Source organism: Nocardioides sp. DN36 (assembly GCF_055380375.1).
The window spans coordinates 1,396,436-1,418,620 of the sequence record NZ_AP043823.1; the positions used below are offsets into that span (position 1 = coordinate 1,396,436).

At 71.2% G+C, this 22,185-nt stretch carries 24 protein-coding genes; 3 read left to right on the plus strand and 21 right to left on the minus strand.

Annotated elements, in window-relative coordinates; genetic code table 11:
• Positions 1-15 precede the first annotated feature (15 nt).
• The 14 genes from ACZ43H_RS07670 to ACZ43H_RS07735 all read right to left on the minus strand — a co-directional run bounded on the left by ACZ43H_RS07670 (position 16) and on the right by ACZ43H_RS07735 (position 12,383).
• Positions 16-897 (minus strand): diacylglycerol kinase, encoded by an 882-nt coding sequence (locus ACZ43H_RS07670; RefSeq protein WP_464589069.1) that lies wholly within the window; start codon positions 895-897, stop codon positions 16-18.
• A 10-nt stretch (positions 898-907) separates the two neighbouring features.
• Positions 908-1,354 carry a hypothetical protein gene (locus tag ACZ43H_RS07675; RefSeq protein WP_464589071.1) on the minus strand — a complete coding sequence of 149 codons (447 nt, stop codon included), beginning with the start codon at positions 1,352-1,354 and terminating at the stop codon, positions 908-910.
• Positions 1,351-2,193, minus strand: coding sequence for a twin-arginine translocase subunit TatC (gene tatC, locus ACZ43H_RS07680; RefSeq protein ID WP_464589072.1), 843 nt, complete (start codon positions 2,191-2,193; stop codon positions 1,351-1,353). The genes ACZ43H_RS07675 and tatC overlap by 4 nt, the downstream gene beginning before the upstream one ends.
• A 13-nt stretch (positions 2,194-2,206) precedes the next feature.
• A complete protein-coding gene (gene tatA / locus ACZ43H_RS07685) occupies positions 2,207-2,494 on the minus strand; it encodes a twin-arginine translocase TatA/TatE family subunit (RefSeq protein ID WP_464589074.1) in 288 nt (95 codons plus the stop codon).
• Positions 2,495-2,552: 58 nt separating this feature from the next.
• Positions 2,553-3,548, minus strand: a complete 996-nt coding sequence (locus ACZ43H_RS07690; protein WP_464589076.1) for a helix-turn-helix transcriptional regulator — start codon at positions 3,546-3,548, stop codon at positions 2,553-2,555.
• Positions 3,545-4,537, minus strand: a complete 993-nt coding sequence (locus tag ACZ43H_RS07695; protein ID WP_464589078.1) for a helix-turn-helix transcriptional regulator — start codon at positions 4,535-4,537, stop codon at positions 3,545-3,547. Before ACZ43H_RS07695 ends, ACZ43H_RS07690 begins: the two co-directional genes overlap by 4 nt.
• Before the next feature lie 36 nt (positions 4,538-4,573).
• The gene (locus ACZ43H_RS07700; RefSeq protein WP_464589080.1) at positions 4,574-5,500 is read right to left on the minus strand and encodes an FKBP-type peptidyl-prolyl cis-trans isomerase; all 927 of its coding nucleotides are present in this window, start codon (positions 5,498-5,500) and stop codon (positions 4,574-4,576) included.
• 78 nt (positions 5,501-5,578) lie between these two features.
• Positions 5,579-6,940 (minus strand): Pup--protein ligase, encoded by a 1,362-nt coding sequence (pafA, locus tag ACZ43H_RS07705; protein ID WP_464589082.1) that lies wholly within the window; start codon positions 6,938-6,940, stop codon positions 5,579-5,581.
• 124 nt (positions 6,941-7,064) lie between these two features.
• Positions 7,065-8,051, minus strand: coding sequence for a hypothetical protein (locus ACZ43H_RS07710; protein ID WP_464589084.1), 987 nt, complete (start codon positions 8,049-8,051; stop codon positions 7,065-7,067).
• 174 nt (positions 8,052-8,225) lie between these two features.
• A complete protein-coding gene (gene prcA / locus ACZ43H_RS07715) occupies positions 8,226-9,017 on the minus strand; it encodes a proteasome subunit alpha (protein ID WP_464589086.1) in 792 nt (263 codons plus the stop codon).
• Between the two features lies 1 nt (position 9,018).
• Complete coding sequence (gene prcB / locus ACZ43H_RS07720) at positions 9,019-9,861, minus strand: proteasome subunit beta (protein ID WP_464589088.1); 843 nt, start codon at positions 9,859-9,861, stop codon at positions 9,019-9,021.
• Complete coding sequence (locus tag ACZ43H_RS07725; protein ID WP_344154461.1) at positions 9,858-10,055, minus strand: ubiquitin-like protein Pup; 198 nt, start codon at positions 10,053-10,055, stop codon at positions 9,858-9,860. Before ACZ43H_RS07725 ends, prcB begins: the two co-directional genes overlap by 4 nt.
• Positions 10,056-10,088: 33 nt before the next feature.
• Positions 10,089-11,597: a depupylase/deamidase Dop gene (dop, locus tag ACZ43H_RS07730; RefSeq protein ID WP_464589090.1), complete on the minus strand. Its 1,509-nt coding sequence runs from the start codon at positions 11,595-11,597 to the stop codon at positions 10,089-10,091.
• A 72-nt stretch (positions 11,598-11,669) separates the two neighbouring features.
• The gene (locus ACZ43H_RS07735; protein ID WP_464589092.1) at positions 11,670-12,383 is read right to left on the minus strand and encodes a hypothetical protein; all 714 of its coding nucleotides are present in this window, start codon (positions 12,381-12,383) and stop codon (positions 11,670-11,672) included.
• Positions 12,384-12,575: 192 nt separating this feature from the next.
• On the opposite strand from ACZ43H_RS07735, the gene ACZ43H_RS07740 reads away from it, so the two are divergent.
• Positions 12,576-13,202 (plus strand): class I SAM-dependent methyltransferase, encoded by a 627-nt coding sequence (locus ACZ43H_RS07740; RefSeq protein ID WP_464589094.1) that lies wholly within the window; start codon positions 12,576-12,578, stop codon positions 13,200-13,202.
• A 10-nt stretch (positions 13,203-13,212) separates the two neighbouring features.
• Positions 13,213-13,692: an aminoacyl-tRNA deacylase gene (locus ACZ43H_RS07745; protein ID WP_464589096.1), complete on the plus strand. Its 480-nt coding sequence runs from the start codon at positions 13,213-13,215 to the stop codon at positions 13,690-13,692.
• Between the two features lie 51 nt (positions 13,693-13,743).
• Here the strand turns inward: ACZ43H_RS07745 and arc are convergent, their stop codons facing one another.
• The 3 genes from arc to ACZ43H_RS07760 form a co-directional block, all read right to left on the minus strand.
• Complete coding sequence (gene arc, locus ACZ43H_RS07750; RefSeq protein ID WP_464589098.1) at positions 13,744-15,498, minus strand: proteasome ATPase; 1,755 nt, start codon at positions 15,496-15,498, stop codon at positions 13,744-13,746.
• Between the two features lie 279 nt (positions 15,499-15,777).
• Positions 15,778-16,773 carry a tRNA (adenine-N1)-methyltransferase gene (locus ACZ43H_RS07755; protein WP_464589100.1) on the minus strand — a complete coding sequence of 332 codons (996 nt, stop codon included), beginning with the start codon at positions 16,771-16,773 and terminating at the stop codon, positions 15,778-15,780.
• A 35-nt stretch (positions 16,774-16,808) separates the two neighbouring features.
• Positions 16,809-17,996, minus strand: a complete 1,188-nt coding sequence (locus ACZ43H_RS07760) for a site-2 protease family protein (protein WP_464589102.1) — start codon at positions 17,994-17,996, stop codon at positions 16,809-16,811.
• Positions 17,997-18,081: 85 nt separating this feature from the next.
• Here ACZ43H_RS07760 and ACZ43H_RS07765 point away from each other — a divergent pair, with 85 nt between their 5' ends.
• A complete protein-coding gene (locus ACZ43H_RS07765; RefSeq protein ID WP_464589104.1) occupies positions 18,082-19,011 on the plus strand; it encodes a RecB family exonuclease in 930 nt (309 codons plus the stop codon).
• A 25-nt stretch (positions 19,012-19,036) separates the two neighbouring features.
• On the opposite strand, the gene ACZ43H_RS07770 is transcribed toward ACZ43H_RS07765, so the two are convergent.
• The 4 genes from ACZ43H_RS07770 to ACZ43H_RS07785 all read right to left on the minus strand — a co-directional run bounded on the left by ACZ43H_RS07770 (position 19,037) and on the right by ACZ43H_RS07785 (position 22,185).
• Positions 19,037-19,666, minus strand: coding sequence for a response regulator (locus ACZ43H_RS07770; protein WP_464589106.1), 630 nt, complete (start codon positions 19,664-19,666; stop codon positions 19,037-19,039).
• Entirely contained in the window at positions 19,663-20,952 is a 1,290-nt protein-coding gene (locus ACZ43H_RS07775; protein ID WP_464589110.1) for a sensor histidine kinase, read from the minus strand. Before ACZ43H_RS07775 ends, ACZ43H_RS07770 begins: the two co-directional genes overlap by 4 nt.
• Positions 20,953-21,009: 57 nt before the next feature.
• Positions 21,010-21,405, minus strand: coding sequence for a hypothetical protein (locus ACZ43H_RS07780; protein ID WP_464589112.1), 396 nt, complete (start codon positions 21,403-21,405; stop codon positions 21,010-21,012).
• 108 nt (positions 21,406-21,513) lie between these two features.
• A complete protein-coding gene (locus ACZ43H_RS07785) occupies positions 21,514-22,185 on the minus strand; it encodes an HAD family hydrolase (protein ID WP_464589114.1) in 672 nt (223 codons plus the stop codon).

The following is a 22,185-nucleotide window of genomic DNA, read 5'->3' on the forward strand; positions in this document are numbered from 1 at the left end:
CCCTAGGTGGTGGGACTAGGCGAGCACCGTCAACGCCCCGGGTGCGCACTCCACCGTCAGCGGGAGCGGTCCGAAGCGTTCCCCGTCGGCGTACGACACGATGCCCGGGGCCGCCACGGTGACGCGTCGGACCCGGTGGTGCTCGTACTGCGGGTGGGTGACGTGGGTGCCCTTGAAGAGCTTGGGGTAGGTCCGGACCAGGTCCGGCTTGGTCATGGTCTTGATGATCACCACGTCGAGGAGGCCGTCGTCGAGGATCGCGCCCTCGGTGATCCGCAGGCCGCCGCCGAAGGACGGACCGTTGCCGATCGCGACGAGCATCGCGTCGAGGCGCAGCGGGGTGCCGTCGAGGTCGAGGGTGTACGGCAGCGGCTCGAAGGTGCGCAGCTCGGCGAGGGTGGCGATGTTGTAGCGCATCTGGCCGCGGGGCCAGGTCATCTTGTTGGCGCGCTCGTTGACGATCGCGTCGAACCCGGCGGCCATCACGGTGACGAAGTACTTCGAGCCGCTGCGCGCCAGGTCGACGGTGTGGGTGCGCCCGGCGACGATCCGGTCCGCGGCGGCGGCCGGGTCCTTGCGCGGGATGTCGAAGTAGCGGGCCACGTCGTTGCCGGTGCCGGCCGGGACGATGCCCAGCCGGGTGGTGGTGGCCGCCACGGCCTGGACGCCGAGGTGCACCATGCCGTCACCGCCGCAGACCACGAGGGTCTCGACGCCGTCCTCGACGCACTGGCGGGCGAGGTCGAGCGCCTCGTCGGCGTCGCGCCCCTCGAGGCTGCGGACCGCGAGGCCCGCGTCGCGCAGCCGGGGCAGTGCCACGTCGCGGGCCCGGACGCCGCGCCCCTTGCCCGACGTGGGGTTGGTCAGGAACGCGATCTCGCGGGAGCTGCCGGCCACGGGGTGGACCCTAGCGGCCGGGAGCGCCGCCGCGGCGCGACTCGACACCGATGCGCAGCCGCGCCGCGAAGTGGTCGGCCGAGCTCCCCACCGCCTTGGCCAGCCGGCTGAGCGCGTCGAGCACGAGGTCGGCGTTGAACGAGGTGCCGGGGACGGCCAGGGTCGGCCTGCCCTCGAGCTCCAGCAGCAGGATCTGGCCGTGCCGCCACGCCTGGTGGGCCCGCTTGCGGACGTCGTCGCTGGCGACCGGCACGGGGTAGGCCTCATCGATGGCCAGCAGGTCGCAGGGCACGTCGTGCAGGGTCCCGTCGTCGCCGTCGGCGTGCAGCTGGCCCGAGACGTGGTGGCCGCTGCGCACGCCGGTCAGGGCCGTCCAGGTCACGTCGGAGACACCGAGCCAGTCCGGGAGGTCGAAGGGGTCGAGGTCCCGGAGCAGGTCCTTCATCAGGGCTGTCACAGCGGCGACAGCTCGTCGTCGGCCCACTGGTCGGTGCTGCCGCTGTTGCGGTGCCGGGCCCGGTCGACCGCGCGCGCGATCGCCTCGGCGACGAAGAACAGCACCAGCATCGGCAGGGCCAGCATGAGCATGGAGAACGGGTCGGTGGAGGGCGTCGCGACCGCTGCGAACACGAAGGTGCCGAGCACGATCCACGGGCGGTAGCGCCCCAGCGCCTTGCCGGAGACGACGCCGGCAAGGTTCAGCATGATCACGAACAGCGGGATCTCGAACGCGATGCCGAAGACCAGCAGCATCCGGGTCAGGAAGCTGAAGTACTCCCCGAACTCGACGAGGTTCTGGAGCCCGGCCGGGGTGAAGCCGATCAGCACCTCCAGTCCCTTGGGCAGCACGTAGTAGCCGGTGGCGACGCCGATGATGAACAACGGGCCGGCGACGGCCGCGAAGATCCGCGACCACTTCTTCTCGTTGTCGTGCAGGCCCGGGACGATGAACGCCCAGATCTGGTAGAGCCAGTACGGGCTCGACACCACGATGGCCGCCACGCCGCACAGCTTGAGCTGGAGCATCAGCGGTCCGGTGGCGCCGGCGACGTACGCCGTGGTCTGCGTCTTCTGCCCCAGCTGGACGCGGGCGTCGTTGTAGGGGTTCAGCACGAGGTCGAGGAGCTGGTCGTAGAAGACCAGGGCGACCGCGAAGACCAAGACCAGGAACAGCACCGACCGGATCAGCCGGGCACGCAGCTCCCGCAGGTGGTCACCGAGCGCCATCCGGCCGTCAGCGCCCACCGGGTGGTGGGGACGGCCACGGAGCAGGTCGACGAGTCCGGCGATGGACAACCGAGGGGCCCGGTCAGGCGGAGTCGTTGCGGCGCAGGCGCTCGCGCTCGGCGTCGAGCTGGGCCTGGCGGGCGTCGAGCTCGGCCTGCTGTCGGGCCTCGATCTCGAGCTGCTCCGGGGTCTGGCCGGAGGCCTTGCCGGGCGTCTCGTCGTCGTCCATCAGGCCCTTGGTCTCGGCCTTGAAGATGCGCAGCGCACGCCCACTGCCGCGGGCGAGCTCGGGGAGCTTGGCGGCGCCGAACAGCAGGATGACGACAGCCAGGATGAGCAGCAGCTCCGTGGTGCCGAGATTGGCGATCATTGGCGTGATCATGAGGTCCTCATCGTGGGGGGTGCAACGGTGACAAGTCTACGCCGGGTCACGAATAGAGCCCGAGCGTGGCGCGGGCGGACGCGTGGAAAGAGTCGGTGAACTCTTGGGGTGAGACGACCCGCGCGTGCGGCGAGAGCCGGAGCAGCAGCCGCTGCAGCCACCGGTCGTCGGCGACCAGCAGGTCGACCTCGAGCTCGCCGCCCTTCAGCTGCCGGACGTCCTCCACGGGGTAGTACTCGACGACCCAGCGGGCGGCCGGGTCGAGGCGGAGGGTGACCCTCGTGGTGTCCGAGGAACGGGCGAACAGGCCGTCCGCGAGGTCCCGCGGGGCCTGCGGCTCGGTCTCGATGGGGGCGTCGAGCACCTCCGCGGACTGGATCCGGTCGAGCCGGAACAGCCGGGGTGCCTCCGCGCTGTGGCACCAGGCATCGAGGTAGGCGAAGCCGTGCGCGGTCACGACGCCGCGCGGGTCGACCGTGCGCTCGGACTGCTCGTCGCGGGACGGGACGTAGTAGCTCAGCCGCACCTGCCGCTGCTGCTCGGCCGCCTCCCGCAGCCGCGCCTCGAGGCGCGCCAGGTCGGGGGTGGTCGGCTCCTCGCCGGGGTCGATCTGCGCGGCCGCGGAGCCCTCGGCGGCGGCAGCCTCCAGCTTCGCCAGCGCCCGGTCGACGACCTCGCGGGTGTCGTCGCCCGCTCCGTTGCGCAGGGCCCGGAGCGCCACGATGATCGCGGTCGCCTCCGTGGGCGAGAGCCGCAGCGGCCGGGCGAGGTAGTCGGCGTTGGACACCCGGATCACCCCGTCGCCCTCCTCCCCCTCCAGGGCGTCGAGGTCGACGTCGATCAGGTCGTCGGGGTAGCCGCCCGGCAGCCCGCACATCAGCAGGACCTTGAGGTCGCGGACGAGCTGGTCGGGGGCGACGCCGAGGGCCGTCGCGGCCTCGTCGAGGCGGACCTGGCCGCGGGCGTGCAGGAACGGCACCAGGGTGAGCAGGCGGGCGACCTGGTCCTTGGCGGCCGCCTGGACGGGCGGTCGGGCGCTCATGCGGCCCCCTCCCCCGCGCGGCTCACCACGGCCGAGAGCCGCTCGACGATCCGGTCACGCAGGTCGGCGGGCTCCTCCACGCACACGTCCGCGCCGTACCCGAGCAGCTCGTCGGCGAGACCGGGGCCGCTGCGGGACACCGTCAGGCGGTCCCAGGAGGTCAGCTCGTCGGGGCCGGGCACGCCGGACTCGACGTTCTCGGCGTTGCGACGCAGGGCCAGCCCGGCACCCGAGCGGACCAGGACCACGGCTCGTTCGGTGGTCGGGGCGGGCGCCAGCCGACGGGCGGTGGCGCGTACGTCGGTGCCGGGCGGGACGTCGTACGAGCCTGGCCGGCCGACCCGGCGGGCCTCGCCCTGGACCCGGGAGAGGCGGAAGACCCGCTCCTCGCCGCGGTCGGTGTCCAGGCCCACGGCGTACCAGCGGCCGGAGTAGCGCACGACGCCCCACGGCTGCAGGTGCCGGGTCGTGGTGGTGGTCTCGCCGGGTCGGCGGTACTCGAACTCGACCGGGCAGCGCTCCTGCGTCGCCTCCCAGAACACGTCGAACGACGGCTCGTCGGCCGTCAGCCGCGGCTCGGCGATGTCGAGCGCCGACACGTCGAGCGGCACGCCGAGGGCGGTGAGCTTGCGGACCGCCTCGGTCGTCGCCTCGGCCAGCCGGGCGTGCGACCACACCCGGGTGGCCAGGCCGATGACCGCGGCCTCGTCGGCCTCGAGGCTGATGTCGGGCAGCGCGAACCGGTCCGCCGGGATCCGGTAGCCCGGCTCGTCGTCGAAGTAGGCGTCCATGCTGCCCACCTCGATCGGGACGCCGAGCGAGCGCAGCTCCTCCTTGTCCCGCTCGAACATCTTCTCGAAGCCCTCGTGCGAGGAGCCCGGGTAGAGAATCGTGCGGATCCGGTCCTTGCTCACGTAGTGGCGCTGGACGAGCAGCATGATGAGCAGGTTGAGCAGGCGCTCGCTCTTGCGCGCCGCCGACCCGTTCATCTGCTGCTCCTCCCCCTCAGGTGGCTACTGCGGTGGCTACTTGGCCTTGATGATGTCCACGACGAAGTAGAGCGTGCTGTTCGCCGGGATGTTGCCCTGCGCCTGGGCGCCGTAACCGAGGTCCGGCGGGATCTGCAGGAGCACGCGGCTGCCGACCTTGACGCCCGACAGGCCGTAGGTCCAGCCCTTGACGACGCTCTGCAGGGAGAACGGGACCGGCTTCTTCGAGTAGCTCTCGTCGAAGGGCTCCTTGGCGCCGTACACCTGGCCGAGGTAGTTCGCGGTGACGGTCATCTTGTCGGTGACCGTCTCGCCCTTGCCCTCCTTGATGACGCTGCGCAGGAGGTCACCGTCGGCCTTCGGCTTCGGCAGCCCCTTGAAGTCGAGCCCGACCGGCTCGCCGTTCTTCTCGATCACGCCGGGGAGCTTCGACGGGGCGACGTCCTTGGGCTTCGGCGCCGCCGGCGGCTCGACCAGATCGATGATCATCAGGACGCTGTCCTTGTTGCCGATGCCCATCTGCGGGTTGCCTGCCTCACCGAAGACCTTGTCGGCGGGCGTGGTGACCGCGATGCGGGAGCCGATCTTCTGGCCCGAGATGGCGTCGTTGAACACCGGGCTCAGCTGGTCGCCGAGGGTCAGGTCCTGCGGCTGGCCCGCGTCGTAGGTGCTGAACGCCTTCTTCTCGGTGACGCCGTTGCCGATCCAGATCTGCGCGCTGACCTGGTCGCCGTCGGACACCTCGGCGCCGTCGCCCTCCTCGAGGGTCGTGCTGTCGACGCCGTCGGCCTTGAGCTCGGACTTCCACTCCACCTTCGGCTCCTCGCCGGGCGAGCCGGAGATCGACACGGCGTCCAGCGGCGAGGGCGCGGAGGAGGAGGAGTCGTCGCCGCAGGCGGACAGGCCCGCCAGGAGGACGACGGGCAGCAGGACGGACGAGAGGCGACGAAGTCGTCGAGACACGAGATTCACCTTCGGGAGAGTGTGCAGGACAGCGCGGGTCACCCTATCCACAGCGCCTGAGAGAACCCGGCAGCCGGGTCACATTCCGTCGATGAGGCGCTGCACGCGCTCGTCGTACGCCCGGAACGGGTCCTTGCACAGGACCGTGCGCTGGGCCTGGTCGTTGAGCTTCAGGTGCACCCAGTCGACGGTGAAGTCGCGGCGGCGCTCCTGGGCCTTGCGGATGAACTCGCCCCGCAGCCGCGCCCGCGTGGTCTGCGGCGGCACCGACTTGGCCTCGAAGATCTTCAGGTCGGTCGTCACCCGCGCGACCGCGCCCCGCTTCTCCAGGAGGTAGTAGAGCCCCCGGCCGCGGTGGATGTCGTGGTAGGCGAGGTCGAGCTGGGCGATCCGCGGGTGACCCAGCGGCAGGCCGTGCTTGGCGCGGTAGCGGTCGATGAGCTTCCACTTGATGACCCAGTCGATCTCGCGGTCGATCAGGCTCAGGTCGTCGGACTCCACGGCCTTCAGGCTGCGCTCCCACAGGTCGAGCGCCCGCTCGATCAGCGGGGTGCTGATCTCGCGCCGGTCGACGAAGTCGCGGGCCTTGGTGAGGTACTCGGCCTGGATCTCCAGCGCGCTCGCCTCGCGGCCGTTGGCCAGCCGCACCTTGCGGCGCCCGGTCACGTCGTGGGAGATCTCGCGGATCGCGCGGATGGGGTTCTCCATCGTGAGGTCGCGCATCACCACGCCCTCCTCGATCATCCGCAGGACCAGGTCGCAGCTGGCGACCTTCAGCATCGTGGTCGTCTCGCTCATGTTCGAGTCGCCGACGATGACGTGGAGCCTCCGGTACTTCTCCGCGTCGGCGTGGGGCTCGTCGCGGGTGTTGATGATCGGCCTGCTGCGCGTGGTGGCGCTCGAGACGCCCTCCCAGATGTGCTCCGCGCGCTGGCTGACGCTGTAGCTGGCCCCGCGGGGGGTCTGGGTGATCTTGCCGGCACCCACGATGATCTGGCGGGTGACCAGGAACGGGATGAGCACGTCGGCCAGCCGGGAGAACTCCCCCGCCCGGCCGACCAGGTAGTTCTCGTGGCAGCCGTAGGAGTTGCCGGCGGAGTCGGTGTTGTTCTTGAACAGGTAGATCTCGCCCGCGATGCCCTCGTCGTGGAGACGCTGCTCGGCGTCGAGCAGCAGGCCCTCGAGCACCCGCTCCCCCGCCTTGTCGTGGGTCACCAGCTCGACGACGTCGTCACACTCCGGGGTGGCGTACTCCGGGTGGCTGCCGACGTCGAGGTAGAGCCGGGCGCCGTTGCGCAGGAACACGTTGCTGCTGCGGCCCCAGCTGACGACCTTGCGGAACAGGTAGCGCGCCACTTCGTCCGGGCTGAGGCGGCGCTGGCCCTTGAACGTGCACGTCACGCCGTACTCGTTCTCGATACCGAAGATGCGCCGGTCCATGCTCGTCAGCCTAGGCGCACGCTGGTGGTCCGTGTGGGCGCAACCACCGATCAGACCCCGAGAATCGGTGACGGGGGCGCAATTGATGCGGATTGGTCCCCAACCGCATCCATCAGGGCCGATCTCATGCCGTTGCTGACCAATCGACGAGGGTGGTCTGCCGGCGCCACCTGTTCATCACCCGCTCTCGGCCTGCCTCCGAGTACATCGAGTTCCCGACCATCCGGCGCCATCTCGCGAGGCGGGAGAGCGAGTGCGGCCGGCCCAGGGCCCGGTCGATCTCGTGCATCAGGACCAAGGGGTGGTTGATCAGGTCGTCGAGCACGTAGCCGCGTCGGACGTACGACGTGCCTGACCACCCTCGTTCGCGCCGCAGGTCGGTGGCCTGCTGCTTCTTCGACCGGTGGTGCTCCCCGTCGTACTCGTGGACGTTGGGTGTCCCGTCCACCAACAGGTCGGCCCGGCCCAGGTGGCGGCCGTCGTCGGCGTACAGGTCGACCTGCGGGGTGACACGCACGTCGATGACCGTGTGGAAGAGACGCAACACGGTCTCCCCACCCGACTCGGCCTTCGCGTGCGAGAGCGCCCAGGCGGCCCTGAGCACGCGGACTCCCGGACGCTTGCTGGCCAGGATCTCCTCCATCCGGTCCTCGTCGATGTGGCCGAGGCGCCGGGCGGAGTCGATCATGATCCCCAGGTCCAGCGAGCCGAGGTCACGCGCCGCGCGCAGCAGGATCTCCTCCGGGGCGTCCACGGGGAGTCCCATGGCCTCGATCGGTTGCGGGTCGCGCACGAGGCGCGAGCAGATCAGGCCCGGGCGTCGAGGCCTGTTGTCCTTCGTCCGCACTGCCGCGAAGACGGGCACCTGCTCGGGGAGGCGCGGGAGCTGCCAGCCCAGCAGTCTCGCCGCCGTCACGTGGGTGAACACCGCACCCTGCGGGAGCACGAGGAGGAAGGCCTTCAGGTCTCGGACCAGCTCCTCGTCCTCGTCCAGCCCCTCCCGCTTCTTCACGTAGAGGCCGTGCGCGACGCGGCGGTGGTCGACGAGGCGGACTTCGCCGCGGATCGGCGCGTCGTCATCAGCATCGGTGTCGGATTCGGTTCCAGTCATGCACGAGAGCGTGCGTGCTCGCGAGCACGTCGACGACCGGCCTCAGCCTGGCTGTGGACACCGGATGCGGCGGGGTGGTCTGGGGATGACTGCCGGCGTGGTCAGGCGTGCGGTTTGGTCACCAACCGCATCGATCCGGGGCAGATCCATGCGGTTGGGGACCAAACGGCAACATCAGGCGGGAGGAGCCACCGGAGGCTCACCGTCGGAGCTCGGCTCATCCAGGCGCTCCGGCTCGGCGTGCGTGCCGGGGCCCCGCTCACCGAGCAGCTCGTCGAGCCGGGCGGGGCGCAACCGGCTGAACTTCCGCGGCTGGGTCCGGGTGCGGTCGAGGACGGCGACCTCGAGGTCCTCGGTCGGGATGACGCGGTCCTCGCTGGCGCCGTTGTCGGCGGCGGTGTGCCCCAGGGCGGCCACCGCGACCTTCAACGCGTCCGAGAGGGAACCACCCTCGGTGTAGTGCTCCTTGAGGTGCTGCCCGACGGTGTCCGCCTGGCCGCCCATGACGGCGTACCCGTGCTCGTCGGCCACCTGGCCGTCGTAGGTGAGCCGGTAGATCTGGTCGTCGGAGGCCGTGTCGCCGATCTCGGCGACGAAGATCTCGACCTCGTAGGGCTTCTCGCCGCCGCTGGAGAAGATCGTGCCGAGGGTCTGGGCGTAGGCGTTGGCGAGCCCCCGCCCGGTGACGTCGCGGCGGTCGTAGGCGTAGCCGCGCATGTCGGCGAGCCGGACGCCGGCGATCCGGAGGTTCTCGAACTCGTTGTAGCGGCCCACCGCGGCGAACGCGATCCGGTCGTAGATCTCGGAGACCTTGTGCAACGCCTGGGAGGGGTTCTCGGAGACGAACAGCACGCCGTCGGCGTACTGCACCGCGACCACCGAGCGTCCCCGGCTGATGCCCTTGCGGGCGAAGTCGGCCCGGTCCTTCATCAGCTGCTCGGGCGAGACGTAGAACGGCATGCTCATCTCAGCGGTCTCCTGCCTCGAGCTGGGCGGCCGGTCCGTCGGGGCGGTTCATCCGGCCGGCGATGACACGGTCGGCGATGGCAGCGACCTCGGTGTCGGGCAGCCGTCGCCCGCCGTCGGCGGTCATCACCTGGACGACCGGGAAGATCCGGCGGGTGATGTCGGGGCCGCCGGTCGCCGAGTCGTCATCGGCGGCGTCGTACAGCGCCTCGACGACGGCCTGCACCGTCAGGTCGGCGGTGAAGTCGTCGCGGTAGAGCTTCTTCAGGGAGCCGCGGGCGAACAGCGAGCCGGAGCCGACGGAGTGGAACGCCGTCTCCTCGTAGCGACCGCCGGTGACGTCGTAGCTGAAGATCCGGCCCTGGCCGTGGTTGAGGTCGTAGCCGGCGAAGAGCGGGACGACGGCGAGGCCCTGCATGGCCATGCCGAGGTTGGAGCGGATGAGCGCGGCGAGGCGGTTGGCCTTGCCGTCCATCGAGAGCGTGCTGCCCTCGATCTTCTCGTAGTGCTCGAGCTCGGTCTGGAACAGCCGCACCATCTCGACCGCGAGCCCGGCCGTGCCGGCGATGCCGACGGCGGAGAACTCGTCGGCCGGGAAGACCTTCTCGATGTCGCGCTGGGCGATGATGTTGCCCATGGTGGCGCGGCGGTCGCCGGCCATCACGACGCCGCCGGGGAACGTGGCGGCCACGATCGTCGTGCCGTGCGGGGCGAGGTCGCCCGCGTGTCCTTGGGGTACGGCGCGCCGGGACGGCAGCAGGTCCGGCGCCTGGGCGGCGAGGAAGTCGCTGAAGGAGGACGTGCCGGGCTGGAGGAACGCAGCCGGCAGGCGGGGATCCGTCACTGGCCGCCCTTCTGGATGAACGACTTCACGAAGTCCTCGGCGTTGGTCTCGAGGACGTCGTCGATCTCGTCGAGGATCGCGTCCACGTCGTCGTCGAGGGCTTCCTTCCGCTCGGCGACGTCGCTCTCCGGAGCGACCTCGGTCGACTCCTCGGTCTCCGAGGACTTGCGCGGTTGCTTCTGCTCCTGTGCCATGTCTCTCCTTCGGCTCGGTCCGACCCTATCCACTCAGCGGGTGAGAGCGGCGAACAACGCCTCGGCTGTCTCACAGCGGTCGAGCAGCTCGCCCACGTGGGCCCGGCTGCCGCGCAACGGGTCGATGGTCGGGACCCGCTGCAGCGACTCGCGGCCGGGCAGGTCGAAGATGACCGAGTCCCAGGACGCGGCCGCGACGTGGTCGGCGTACTTCTCGAGGCAGCGTCCGCGGAAGTAGGCACGGGTGTCCACCGGCGGGTCGTGCATCGCGGCCTCGATGGAGTGGTCGTCGAGCAGCCGCTCGATCTTCCCCAGACCCACCAGGCGGTGGTAGAGCCCCTTCTCGGGACGGATGTCGGAGTACTGGTAGTCGATCAGCTGCAGCTTCGCGTCGTCCCACGAGAGACCGTCGCGCTGGCGGTACTGCTCGAGCAGCTTGAGCTTGGCGACCCAGTCCAGCTCCGTCGCGCACAGCATGGGATCACGCTCGAGCCGGTCGAGGACGGACTCCCAGCGGGCCAGCACGTCGACGGTCTGCGGGTCGGCGTCGGCGCCGTAGCGATCCTCGACGTACTTCTTGGCGAGGTCGAGGTACTCCAGCTGCAGCTGCAGCGCGGTCAGGGAGCGCCCGTCGTGCATCTTCACGGTCTGCCGCAGGGTCGGGTCGTGGGACACCGCGCGCAGCGCCGCCACGGACCCGTCGATGCTGAGGTCCCGGGTGATGAACCGGTCCTCGATCATGGCCAGCACGAGCGCGGTGGTGCCGACCTTGAGGTACGTCGACACCTCGGCGAGGTTGGCGTCGCCGATGATGACGTGGAGGCGGCGGTACTTCTCGGGGTCGGCGTGGGGCTCGTCGCGGGTGTTGATGATCGGCCGCTTGAGCGTGGTCTCGAGGCCCACCTCGACCTCGAAGAAGTCGGCGCGCTGGCTGACCTGGAACCCGTGCTCCCGACCGTCCTGGCCGATCCCGACCCGACCGGCGCCGCACACGACCTGGCGACTGACGAAGAACGGCGTGAGGTGCCGGACGATGTCGGCGAACGGCGTCGAGCGCCGCATCAGGTAGTTCTCGTGGGCGCCGTACGACGCTCCCTTGTTGTCGGTGTTGTTCTTGTAGAGCACGATCGGCGCGCCGCCCGGCAGCTGCCCGGCCCGGCGTGCGGCGTCGAGCATGACCTGCTCCCCCGCCTTGTCCCAGCGGACGATGTCGAGCGGCGAGGTGACCTCGGGCGTGGAGTACTCGGGGTGGGCGTGGTCGACGTAGAGGCGCGCCCCGTTGGTGAGGATGACGTTCGCCAGCCCCATGTCCTCGTCGGTGAGCTGGGAGGGATCGGCGATCTGGCGGGACATGTCGAAGCCGCGCGCGTCGCGCAACGGTGACTCCTCCTCGAAGTCCCACCGGGCGCGGCGGGCCTTCACAGTCGCCGACGCGTAGGCGTTCACGACCTGGGAGGACGCGACCATGGGGTTGGCCAGGGGCTGCCCCTGCACGGAGATGCCGTACTCGACCTCGGTCCCCATCACCCGTCGAACGCTCATGCGATGAGACTACGTGGTGGCACCGACGACGGGCCGGGTCGCTCGCCCGGCGAGCGACCCGGCCCGCGGGTCTCAGCGCAGCAGCCGCGAGACGTGCGGAGCGGTGCGCGGGCTGAAGGTGGTGCCGGTCCGCGACTTCACCCCGTTGACCTTGCGCAGGCTGATGGTGAGCGGCACCAGCTGCGTGGTGCCGGCGTCGCTGTTGCAGCCGTACACGAGCGGGCGGTTGCCCTTCAGGTGCACGACGTTCGTCTGCGAGATCTGTCCGCTGTAGGCGGTGTCCTGCTGGTACTCGTACAGGTGGGCGCCGGTGATGTCGTTGGCGAGGAGCTTCTGTTCGTCGATCAGCGTGCAGACCAGGAACGGGTTGGCGTCCGAGCTGCTGTAGAGGCCGAACATCGACACGAGGTAGTCGCCGGTCGGGACGCTCACCTCGTAGAGGTTCGGCACGGGCATGGGTGCGCCCGCCGTACCCGTGCGCAGGCGGGTGGTCGTGGGCGCGACCTGGTTCACCTTCAGATCTCCGAGCCGTTCCGCGTTGAGGTGCTTGACCAGCTTCGAGCTGGTCACCGAGAGCGACGGCGAGCGCTTCCCGGACCTGAGCGCGAGCGCGGGCCCGCTGCCGTTGTTCGTGATGGTCGTCGACCGGCTCGCGGTGTTGGACTTGCCGAGCAGGACGCTGTGACCGGTGGCCGCGTAGCTGACCGCGTCGGCACCGACGGTCAGCAGCGCTGCCGCGGAGAGGACGGCGACCGCACTGCGCCAGGTGGATGGCGTGATGGACATGGTTCTCCCGGGGGTGGAGGGCGCACCCGGTTGTGCGCCGCCGCCCAGTCCACTCCCCCAGAGGTCCCCGCCACCACGGCCTGCTCGAGTCATCCGTGGAGACACAACCGGGGCAGGCCGCATCACCCGGATGGGGTACCTCGTTCGTGCGATGGGGGGCCCGGAGGGGCCCTCAGCGGGCATGCTGGGCACATGGGGTTGTGGTCCACCCAGGTCGTGCCGCGGCTGACCGACCTGTCACTGTCCAACGACGAGATCGGTCGCTTCCGCGACGTCGCGTGCACCGGGCTGCACGGCCGGGTGCTCGAGATCGGCTTCGGGAGCGGCCTCAACCTGACCCACCTGCCCGCCGAGGTGTCCTCGCTGAACGCGGTGGAGCCGTCGGAGGTCGGCTGGGCCCGCTCGGCGGCGCGTCGCCGGTCCGCGACGGTGCCGATCCGGCGGGTCGGGCTGGACGGACAGCGGCTCGAGGCGCCCGACGCGTCGTACGACGCAGCGCTGGCCACGTTCACGCTGTGCACGATCCCCGACGTGGCGGCGGCGCTCGGGGAGGTGCGTCGGGTGCTGCGGCCCGGGGGCACGTTCCACTTCCTCGAGCACGGCCTGGCCCCGGACCCGCAGGTCGTCCGCTGGCAGCACCGCCTCGAGCCCGTGCAGCGACGGCTGGTCGGCGGCTGCCACCTGACCCGGGACGTGCCGGCCCTGCTCGAGGCGGCGGGGCTCCAGGTCACCGAGCTCCGTCAGGAGTACCTCCCCGGGCCGGCCGTGGCCCGGCCGTGGACCTACGGGTTCCTCGGCACCGCCAGGCGACCGGAGTAGGTTCGCCGGCGTGAGCGACGAGACCGACAACTCCGCCCGAGCCGTCGCGGCCGCCGAGGCGCTCGGCCTGGACTTCGCGGTGACCCGGCACGGCCCGGTCCGGTCCCTCGAGGAGGCCGCCGCCGCCCGCGGCGTGGACCCGAGCCAGGTCGTGAAGACGATGGTGGTGCGGGTGGCCGAGGGCGACCACCGCTTCGTCCTGGTGCCGGGCGACCGTGAGATCGCGTGGCCCAAGCTGCGCGCCCTGCTCGGCGTCAACCGCCTGTCGATGCCGAGCGCCGACGCGGCGTACGACGTCACCGGCTACGTGCGGGGCACGATCACCCCGCTGGGCAGCACCACCCCCCTGCCGGTGATCGCCGACCAGGCCGTCACCGGCACGGTCAGCCTCGGGGGCGGCGCACACGGCGTGGCGCTCACGGTCGACGCCGTCGAGCTGGTGGCCGCCCTCGGGGCCACGGTCGCCGACGTCACCGAACCGGCGGGGTGAGACACAGACTCGGGTGCCACCTCGACGAGGCGGCACCCGAGTGCTGGTGGCTCAGAGGTACTGGCCGGTGTTGGAGACGGTGTCGATGGAGCGGCCCGGCTCGGTGCCCTGCTTGCCGGTGATGAGCGTGCGGATGAAGACGATCCGCTCGCCCTTCTTGCCGGAGATCCGCGCCCAGTCGTCGGGGTTTGTCGTGTTGGGCAGGTCCTCGTTCTCCTTGAACTCGTCCACGCAGGCCTGGAGCAGGTGCGAGACCCGCAGCCCGTGCTGGTCGTGCTCGAGGAAGTCCTTGATGGCCATCTTCTTCGCCCGGTCGACGATGTTCTGGATCATCGCGCCCGAGTTGAAGTCCTTGAAGTACAGGACCTCCTTGTCGCCGTTGGCGTAGGTCACCTCGAGGAAGCGGTTCTCCTCGGTCTCGGTGTACATGCGCTCGACCGTCGCCCGGATCATCCCGGCGACGCAGGCCTCCCGGGACCCGCCGAACTCGGCGAGGTCGTCGGCGTGCAGCGGCAGCGAGGTGAGGAGGTACTTGCTGAAGATGTCGCGGGCCGACTCGGCGTCGGGTCGCTCGATCTTGATCTTCACGTCCAGGCGGCCCGGCCGCAGGATCGCGGGGTCGATCATGTCCTCACGGTTGGAGGCACCGATCACCAGCACGTTCTCCAGCAGCTCGACACCGTCGATCTCGCTGAGCAGCTGCGGGACGATGGTGTTCTCCACGTCGGAGGAGACGCCCGACCCGCGGGTGCGGAAGAGCGAGTCCATCTCGTCGAAGAACACGATGACGGGCGTGCCGCCGCTCGCCTTCTCACGGGCCCGCTGGAACACCAGCCGGATGTGGCGCTCGGTCTCCCCGACGTACTTGTTGAGCAGCTCGGGGCCCTTGATGTTGAGGAAGTAGGACTTCCCCTCCTGGCCGGTCTTCGCCGCGACCTTCTTGGCGAGCGAGTTGGCGACCGCCTTGGCGATCAGCGTCTTGCCGCACCCGGGCGGACCGTAGAGGAGCACGCCCTTCGGGGGCTTGAGCTGGTGCTCCTTGAACAGCTCCGGGTGCAGGTAGGGAAGCTCGACGGCGTCGCGGATCTGCTCGATCTGGTTGCCGAGGCCACCGATCGACTCGTAGGCGATGTCCGGGACCTCCTCGAGGACGAGCTCCTCGACCTCGGACTTGGGCACCTTCTCGTAGACGTAGCCCGCGCGGGAGTCGAGCAGCAGCGAGTCGCCGGCCCGGATGGTCTCGCCACGCAGCGGCTCGGCCAGGCGCACGACCCGCTCCTCGTCGGCGTTCGCGATCACCAGGGCCCGGTCACCGTCGGCGAGGAGCTCCTTGAACATCACGACCTCGCCGACCTGCTCGAAGTCGAAGGCCGCCACGACGTTCAGGGCCTCGTTCAGCATGACCTCCTGGCCACGCTGCAACGAGTCGAGGTCGACCGACGGGCTCGCGTTGACGCGGAGCTTGCGCCCGCCCGTGAACACGTCGACCGAGTCGTCCTCGTTGCGCGCGAGGAAGGTGCCGAAGCCGGCGGGCGGTTGCGCGAGCCGGTCGACCTCCTCCTTGAGCTTCATGATCTGGTCGCGCGCCTCGCGCAGGGTCTGGGCAAGACGCTCGTTCTGCGAGGTCATGCCCGCCAGCGAGCGCTGCGCGTCGGCGAGCCGGAGCTCGAGACCGCGCGAGTGGGCCGGTGCGTCCGTCAGCCGGCGGCGGAGATCAACGACCTCGGCCTCCAGGAAGCGCACCTGGTTCGCGAGCTCGTCGGGGCTGCGGCCACCCGTGCTGGAAACGCCTTCCGTGTTCGACATCAGCGTCACCTCCTGTGGTTGCGACCCTACCCGCGAGAGCGACGGACGGAAGAGGAAGACCAGGGGTGTTGGTCACGATTTCGCGACGACCCGGGCACGAGAACGCATGCGGTTTGGTCACCAACCGCATGTCCTGGATCGGATCCGATGCGGTTGGGGACCAATCCGCATCGTCTCGAGCAGGCCGACGCGGTTCACCCCGAGCGCATGCGGTTTGGTCACCAACCGCATGTCCCAGGTCCGATCCGATGCGGTTGGGGACCAATCCGCATCTCTTCGTCACTCAGCCGGGTCGGTGGGCACCCCGGCGGGACGAGGGCCGGTGTAGTCGGGCCCGTACGCACCCGGAGCGGGACGCCGCTTCTTCAGGGGCGGCTTCTGGCCGGGGGCCATCCGGCGCGCGGTGACGAGGAACGCCGTGTGCCCGATCATCTTGTGGCCGGGCCGCACCGCGAGCCCCTCGACGTGCCAGTCACGGACCAGCGACTCCCACGCCTGCGGCTCGGTGAAGCCGCCGTGCACGCGCACCGTCTCGACGAAGCGGGACAGCTGGGTGGTGGTGGCGACGTAGGCGCAGACGATCCCGCCGGGTCGCAGGGCGTCGGCGGTGGCGTCGAGGCACTCCCAGGGAGCGAGCATGTCGAGGATGACGCGGTCGACGCGCTCCCCGGAGGCCGGCAGCGCCTCGGCGAGGTCGCCGAGGGTGAGTGTCCAGGCGGGGTGGGTCTGCCCGTCGGGGGCGCCGAAGAACTGGCCCACGTTGCGGCGGGCGACGTCGGCGAACTCCTCGCGGCGCTCGTACGACGACACCCGGCCCCACGGCCCGACCGCGCGCAGCAGGGAGCAGGTGAGCGCGCCCGAGCCGACGCCGGCCTCGACGACGTGGGCGCCGGGGAAGATGTCGGCCATCGCCACGATCTGGGCGGCGTCCTTGGGGTAGACGACGGCGGCGCCGCGCGGCATCGAGACGACGAACTCCGAGAGCAGGGGCCGGAAGACGAGGTACTCCCCGCCCGCGGAGGAGGTGACCGTGAAGCCCTCCTCGCGACCGATCAGCTCGTCGTGGTCGAAGTGTCCCCGGTTGGAGAAGAAGCGCTTGCCGGACTCCAGGCAGATGTTGTGGCGACGCCCCTTCTGGTCGGTGAGGCGGACCCACTCGCCCTCGCGCAGCGGTCCTCGGTGCACCCCTGACCAGGCCTCCTGAGGCACGTCGGGGGCGTCGGAGGCGGCGGGGCCGGTCTCCTCGTCAGGGCTGCTCGGCACCACGTCGGACATGGCCCGAACCCTACGAGACGCGACCGTCGGGAGCGTCAGTGGGCGGAGGCCCGGAACGCCCGGTCGACGTCGGACGTCGCGAGCACGCCGAAGATGCTGCCGTCCTCCTCGAGGAGGAGGTACTCCGCGGCGGGCGTGCGGGTCAGGGCGAGGATGAGCTCCTCGCCGCTGAGGGTGGCCGGGAGCGAGAGCCCGTCGCCGAGGGTCCGGGCCACCGTGGACACGGCGACCCAGGGGCGCCGCTCCTCGGGGGTGGCGACCAGCGCCGCCTCGTTGACGACGCCGACGGGGTGGCCGCTGCCGGTGACGGTGACGATGCTGCCGGCCTCGGCCTCCTGGGCGCGGCGTACGGCCTCGGCGAGCGGCAGGTCGTCGGGGACGGCGAGGGTGCGCCGGGCCAGGTCGCGCGCGACCAGGTTGGGGAGCCGGCGACGCAGCCGGGCCGAGGCCATCGCCGCGGTGGCCCCGGACCACAGGAACGCGGCGATGATGAAGGCCAGGAAGTAGTCGATCGGGTCGGGGCCCCGGCCCGAGGGCAGCACGACGCTCTGGAGGAACGGCCAGGCCAGCACCGCCACCGCGGTGACGCGCCCGCCCCAGCCGGCCACGATAGTGCCCCGGTGCATGTTGCCGGTGGCGCCCCAGACCGCGGACTTCAGCACCCGGCCGCCGTCCAGGGGCAGACCGGGCACGAGGTTGAGCACGCCGACGAGGAGGTTGGCCCCGGCCAGCGCCTCGACGGCCATCCTGAGCAGGCCCTCGGGCGTGACGAACCACAGGCCGACGGACGCCACGCCGACGAGCACGGAGGTGATGGGGCCGACGACGGCGATCCAGAACTCCTCGCGGGGGCGCCGTGCCTCGCCCTCGATCGCGGTCATGCCGCCGAGGAAGTGAAGGGTGATCGAGGTGACCGGGAAGCCGAAGTGGCGCGCCACCAGGGCGTGGGAGGCCTCGTGCAGCAGCACGGAGAGGTAGAGCACCACCGCGAACGCGAGGCCGGCGACGTACTTGCCGAGCCCGAGCCCCGGCGAGACCTCCTCGACCCGCGGCGCCATCACCACCGCGATCAGCCCGGCGACCAGGAACCACGACGAGGTGACCAGCACGTCGCTGCCGGCGATGGTGCCGACCTTGAAGGTGCCGGGAGCGCGATCGCGGCGCGGCGGCCCGTCGTCGGGCGCAGGCCGGTCCGGGGCCGGGTCGGGAACACGTTCGGGCACGACTCGAGGCTATCCGACACCCCCCTCCGGACCCGCGGCGCCGCGGCCGCCGCCACTGTCGGCGGTGTCGCCTAGGGTGCGTCCCATGAGCGTGCAGCAGGACTCCCCCGCCGAGCCGATGTCGACGCCCGTCGACGGCGTGGACGTGCTGGGTGCGCTCTCCCCGAGCCGGGCCGGCGACTTCCTGACCTGTCCTCTGCTCTACCGGTTCCGCACCATCGACCGGCTGCCCGAGCCCTTCTCCCCCGACGCCGTGCGCGGCACCGTGGTGCACAAGGTCCTCGAGGACCTCTTCGACCTCCCGGCCGCCACGCGCACCCCCGACACGGCCCAGGAGATGCTGGTGCCGGCCTGGGAGCGCCTCCTCGAGGCGGAGCCCGGGCTCGCGGAGATGTTCGACGGGGAGGCCGACGGCCCGGGGCCCGACGTGGCGTCGTGGTTGGCCTCCTGCCGCGTCGTGCTCGACCGCTACTTCACCCTCGAGGACCCCACGCGCCTCGAGCCGGCGGAGCGCGAGCTCTACGTCGAGGCCCTCCTCGACTCGCGGCTGCTGCTGCGCGGCTTCGTGGACCGCATCGACGTCGCGCCCGACGGCGCGATCCGGGTCGTGGACTACAAGACCGGACGCGCGCCGGGCGAGATGTTCGAGGCCAAGGCGCTCTTCCAGATGAAGTTCTACGCGCTGGTCATCTGGCGCACCCGCGGCGTGGTCCCGGCGATGCTGCAGCTGGTCTACCTCGGCAGCGGCGAGATGCTGCGCTACGTGCCCGACGAGGCCGATCTGCTCGCCACCGAGCGCAAGGTCGAGGCGATCTGGCGTGCCATCCGGCTCGCCGAGGAGTCCGGCGACTGGCGCCCCAGCCCCGGCCGGCTGTGCTCCTGGTGCGCCCACCAGGCGATCTGCCCGGCGTACGGCGGCACCCCGCCGGCGCTGCCGAGCAAGGACGCCCTCGACGTCGCCGCTCCCGGCCAGGACCACGAGATCCCCGAGCTCCCGGTGCCGTCGGGCGACTGAGCCGGGCCGGGCCGAACGGGCCGGGTCAGAGGCCGCTGCGCTCCGCCCAGACCGCCGCCTGCGTGCGGTCGGTGACCCCGATCCGGGCGAACGCCGAGGTCAGGTGCGCCTTGACCGTGCGCTCGCTGATCTCGAGCCGCCGGGCGATCTGCTTGTTGGCGAGCCCCTCACGCACCAGGCGCAGGACCTCGGTCTCGCGACCGGTCAGCTGCACCTGGTTGGAGCTCGCGCGCACGCCCAGCAGCGTGCGGGCCGCGCGCGGGTGGATGGGCGAGCCGCCGCGGCTGACGGTCCTGATCCCCTGCAGCACGTCGTCGGGGTCGGCGTCCTTGAGCAGGTAGCCCACCGCTCCCGCGTCGAGGGCGGCGAGGATCCGCTCGCTGTCGGAGTACGACGTCAGCACCAGCACGTCGGCGCCGATCTCCTCGCTCCGGATCAGGCGCGTCGCCGCGACCCCGTCCACCCCGGGCATCTGCAGGTCCATGAGCACGACGTCGGGACGCAGCCTGCGGACCACCTCGAGCGCCTCGCTGCCGTCCTGCGCCTCGCCGACCACCTCGATGTCGGAGGTCCCGGCCAGCAGCTGCCGCAGCCCGGCCCGGATCACGGCGTGGTCGTCGACCAGGACGACGCGGATGGTGTCCTCAGCGCTCACTGGGCGTCCACCTCCAGGTGCACGGTCGTGCCTTCACGGGGAGAGGATCGCACCTCGAGGTGGCCGCCGGCCTCCGTGACCAGGCTCCGGAGGCCGCGCAGCCCGAAGTGGTCGCCGACCGGGACGTCGGCGGGGTCGAACCCGATGCCGTCGTCGACCACCTCGAGCACGAGCCGGCGACCGTCGCCGCGCACCGTGACCGCGAGGGTGGACGCCTCGGCGTGCCGCAACGCGTTGCGCGCCGCCTCCTGGGCCACCCGCCACACCAGCGCGGCCCGCGCGGCGGAGGCGGTCTCGGCACCCGCCACGCTCACCGAGGCATTGATCCCGGCCGGGCCGGCCGGCGCGATGAGGTCCTCCAGCGCCGCCGCGAGCCCCTCGGCGCGCAGGTCGGGCGGGTGGATCTCGGCGAGCAGGGACCGCAACGCCTTGAGCCCGTCCCGCAGCGAGCCGGCGGCCCGCTGCAGGGAGGCGCGGCTCTGCGGTGAGGACTCCGGGTCCCGGGCCAGGGCGGACACGGAGAAGGCGGTGCCCGCCAGGTCCTGCACGACGCCGTCGTGGAGGTCGCGCGCGATCCGGCGTCGCTCCGCGTCGGAGGCGTCGATGGCGACCCGCAGCAGCCGTTCGCGCTCGCGCGAGGAGCTGGTGAGCTGTCCGGTGAGGAACCGCAGCATCAGCGTCACGATCGCGATCAGCAGGATCAGCGGACCGACGGTGATCCACCGGAAGGACGAGAAGATCTCCTGTCGGCGGCTCTCCACCTCGTCGAGGGAGAAGTACGCCTCGAACAGCAGCGGGCCGGACCCGTCCGGCTGGATCCGGGTCCACGTCTGCAGCAGCCGGCCGGGAGCCTCGACGCCGGGGATCGTGGTCTGACCGGCCTGCCGGGCGGTCTCGATGCGCGAACCGGTGCCCCCGTGGCGCAGCACGCGGCGCTGGCTGGGACCGAGGTCGACCGGCGTGCCGATCCGCGAGATCTCGTCGGCGTAGACGATGCGCCCGGTCGCGTCGACGATGACGAAGTGGCGGACGTCGCCGACCTCGAGGAGGTCGAGGACCCGGCGGTCGAGACGGTCGATGGCCCCGGCCCTGCCGTGGACCACGCCGGCGGTGATCTCGGGCTCGACCACGGAGCCGGCGATGACCCGGGTGGTCCCCCGCGCCTCGGCGATGGCTTCGTCGCTCGCGGCCCGCCCGGCCAGGAAGCTGGTGCCCACGACGATGCCGGCGACCGTCAGGAGACCCACGATGAGGAACTGCGTGACCGGGCTCCTGAGCACTCGCACCTTCGGCCTTTCCTCGAGACGGGCCTCAGGATAGGCGGTGGACGGCTGCGCGTCCTGTCAGTAGGTGAGCTCGGCGCGACAGACCTCGCCGGTGCGGTCGTTCTCGGCCCGGAAGGCGATGAAGTCGGACTCGCCGCTGAAGTTGACCATGGTGCGGACGATCCGGAAGGACCGGTCGTCGTCCTTGGCGCGGACCGACCCCTTGGCGGACACGTCGTCGTCGTGGCGGAAGCGCCAGTCCCAGACGTCCTCGTCGTCGCTCCAGACGGTGCCGGTCACCTCGAAGCGGTCGTCGCCGTACGGCTCGACCCTCAGCTTGACGGTCGCGGAGTCGCTGCACGGGTCCTTGTCCTTCGCGATCCCGCCATCACCCGCCACGGCGCCGGGCGCCGTGACGAGGGCCGCTGCGCCCAGCACGAGGCTGAACACGATGGCGGGACCGCGTCGGAACATGAGGGCTGCCTCCTGGAACGTGAGGAGGCGGCGTCTAACCCCCGAGGGGTCAATGGTGGGACGCACGGGGTGCATGATGCCATTGTCCGGTGGTACTAGGACCGGTGACTAGTCCCTCGTGGCCCGACCGGTGGCGAAGAGCCGGACGAGGTCGGCGCCGGCCAGGGTGTCCGCGAACACCCGACGCTCCCCCTCGAGCACCGGCACGTGGTTCGGGACCACCAGGACGGTGCACCCGGCCGCGGCCGCGGACCGGGCCCCGGTGTTGGAGTCCTCCACCGCCAGGCAGCGGGCGGGGTCGACCCCCAGCAGCGCCGCCGCCTTGAGGTAGGGCTCGGGGTGGGGCTTGCCCCTGGTCACGGCGTCACCGGTGACGATGGCGGCGAACGTCGTGTCCGGCAGTGCCTGCAGGATCGGCGCCACGAAGCGCCGGTAGGACATCGTCACGAGCGCGCAGGGCACCTCCTGCTCGCCCAGCTCGGCGAGCAGCTCGACCGCGCCCGGACGCCAGGGCACCTGGTCGACCACGCGCTCCACCACGCCGTCGAGCAGCTCCTCGACGATCTGCGAGGGCTCCACGTCGATGCCCATGTGCTCACGGATGTAGCGACCGGACTCGATCAGGTCGTTGCCGACGAGGTTCAGGGCGTGCTCGTGGCTCCAGGTGCCGCCGTACCTCGCCGCGATCTCGTACTCGACCTCGATCCAGTACGGCTCGGTGTCGACCAGGGTCCCGTCCATGTCCCACAGGACAGCGTCGGGGCGGTGGGTGTCGTGCAC

What these genes read in the sequence shown, in the direction of transcription:
- tatA (WP_464589074.1), bottom strand. Translation starts at nt 2,494, where the DNA reads ATGATCGCCAATCTCGGCACCACGGAGCTGCTGCTCATCCTGGCTGTC.
- ACZ43H_RS07690 (WP_464589076.1), bottom strand. Translation starts at nt 3,548, where the DNA reads ATGAGCGCCCGACCGCCCGTCCAGGCGGCCGCCAAGGACCAGGTCGCC.
- ACZ43H_RS07695 (WP_464589078.1), bottom strand. Translation starts at nt 4,537, where the DNA reads ATGAACGGGTCGGCGGCGCGCAAGAGCGAGCGCCTGCTCAACCTGCTC.
- pafA (WP_464589082.1), bottom strand. Translation starts at nt 6,940, where the DNA reads ATGGACCGGCGCATCTTCGGTATCGAGAACGAGTACGGCGTGACGTGC.
- ACZ43H_RS07710 (WP_464589084.1), bottom strand. Translation starts at nt 8,051, where the DNA reads ATGACTGGAACCGAATCCGACACCGATGCTGATGACGACGCGCCGATC.
- prcA (WP_464589086.1), bottom strand. Translation starts at nt 9,017, where the DNA reads ATGAGCATGCCGTTCTACGTCTCGCCCGAGCAGCTGATGAAGGACCGG.
- ACZ43H_RS07725 (WP_344154461.1), bottom strand. Translation starts at nt 10,055, where the DNA reads ATGGCACAGGAGCAGAAGCAACCGCGCAAGTCCTCGGAGACCGAGGAG.
- dop (WP_464589090.1), bottom strand. Translation starts at nt 11,597, where the DNA reads ATGAGCGTTCGACGGGTGATGGGGACCGAGGTCGAGTACGGCATCTCC.
- ACZ43H_RS07735 (WP_464589092.1), bottom strand. Translation starts at nt 12,383, where the DNA reads ATGTCCATCACGCCATCCACCTGGCGCAGTGCGGTCGCCGTCCTCTCC.
- ACZ43H_RS07740 (WP_464589094.1), top strand. Translation starts at nt 12,576, where the DNA reads ATGGGGTTGTGGTCCACCCAGGTCGTGCCGCGGCTGACCGACCTGTCA.
- arc (WP_464589098.1), bottom strand. Translation starts at nt 15,498, where the DNA reads ATGTCGAACACGGAAGGCGTTTCCAGCACGGGTGGCCGCAGCCCCGAC.
- ACZ43H_RS07755 (WP_464589100.1), bottom strand. Translation starts at nt 16,773, where the DNA reads ATGTCCGACGTGGTGCCGAGCAGCCCTGACGAGGAGACCGGCCCCGCC.
- ACZ43H_RS07765 (WP_464589104.1), top strand. Translation starts at nt 18,082, where the DNA reads ATGAGCGTGCAGCAGGACTCCCCCGCCGAGCCGATGTCGACGCCCGTC.
- ACZ43H_RS07780 (WP_464589112.1), bottom strand. Translation starts at nt 21,405, where the DNA reads ATGTTCCGACGCGGTCCCGCCATCGTGTTCAGCCTCGTGCTGGGCGCA.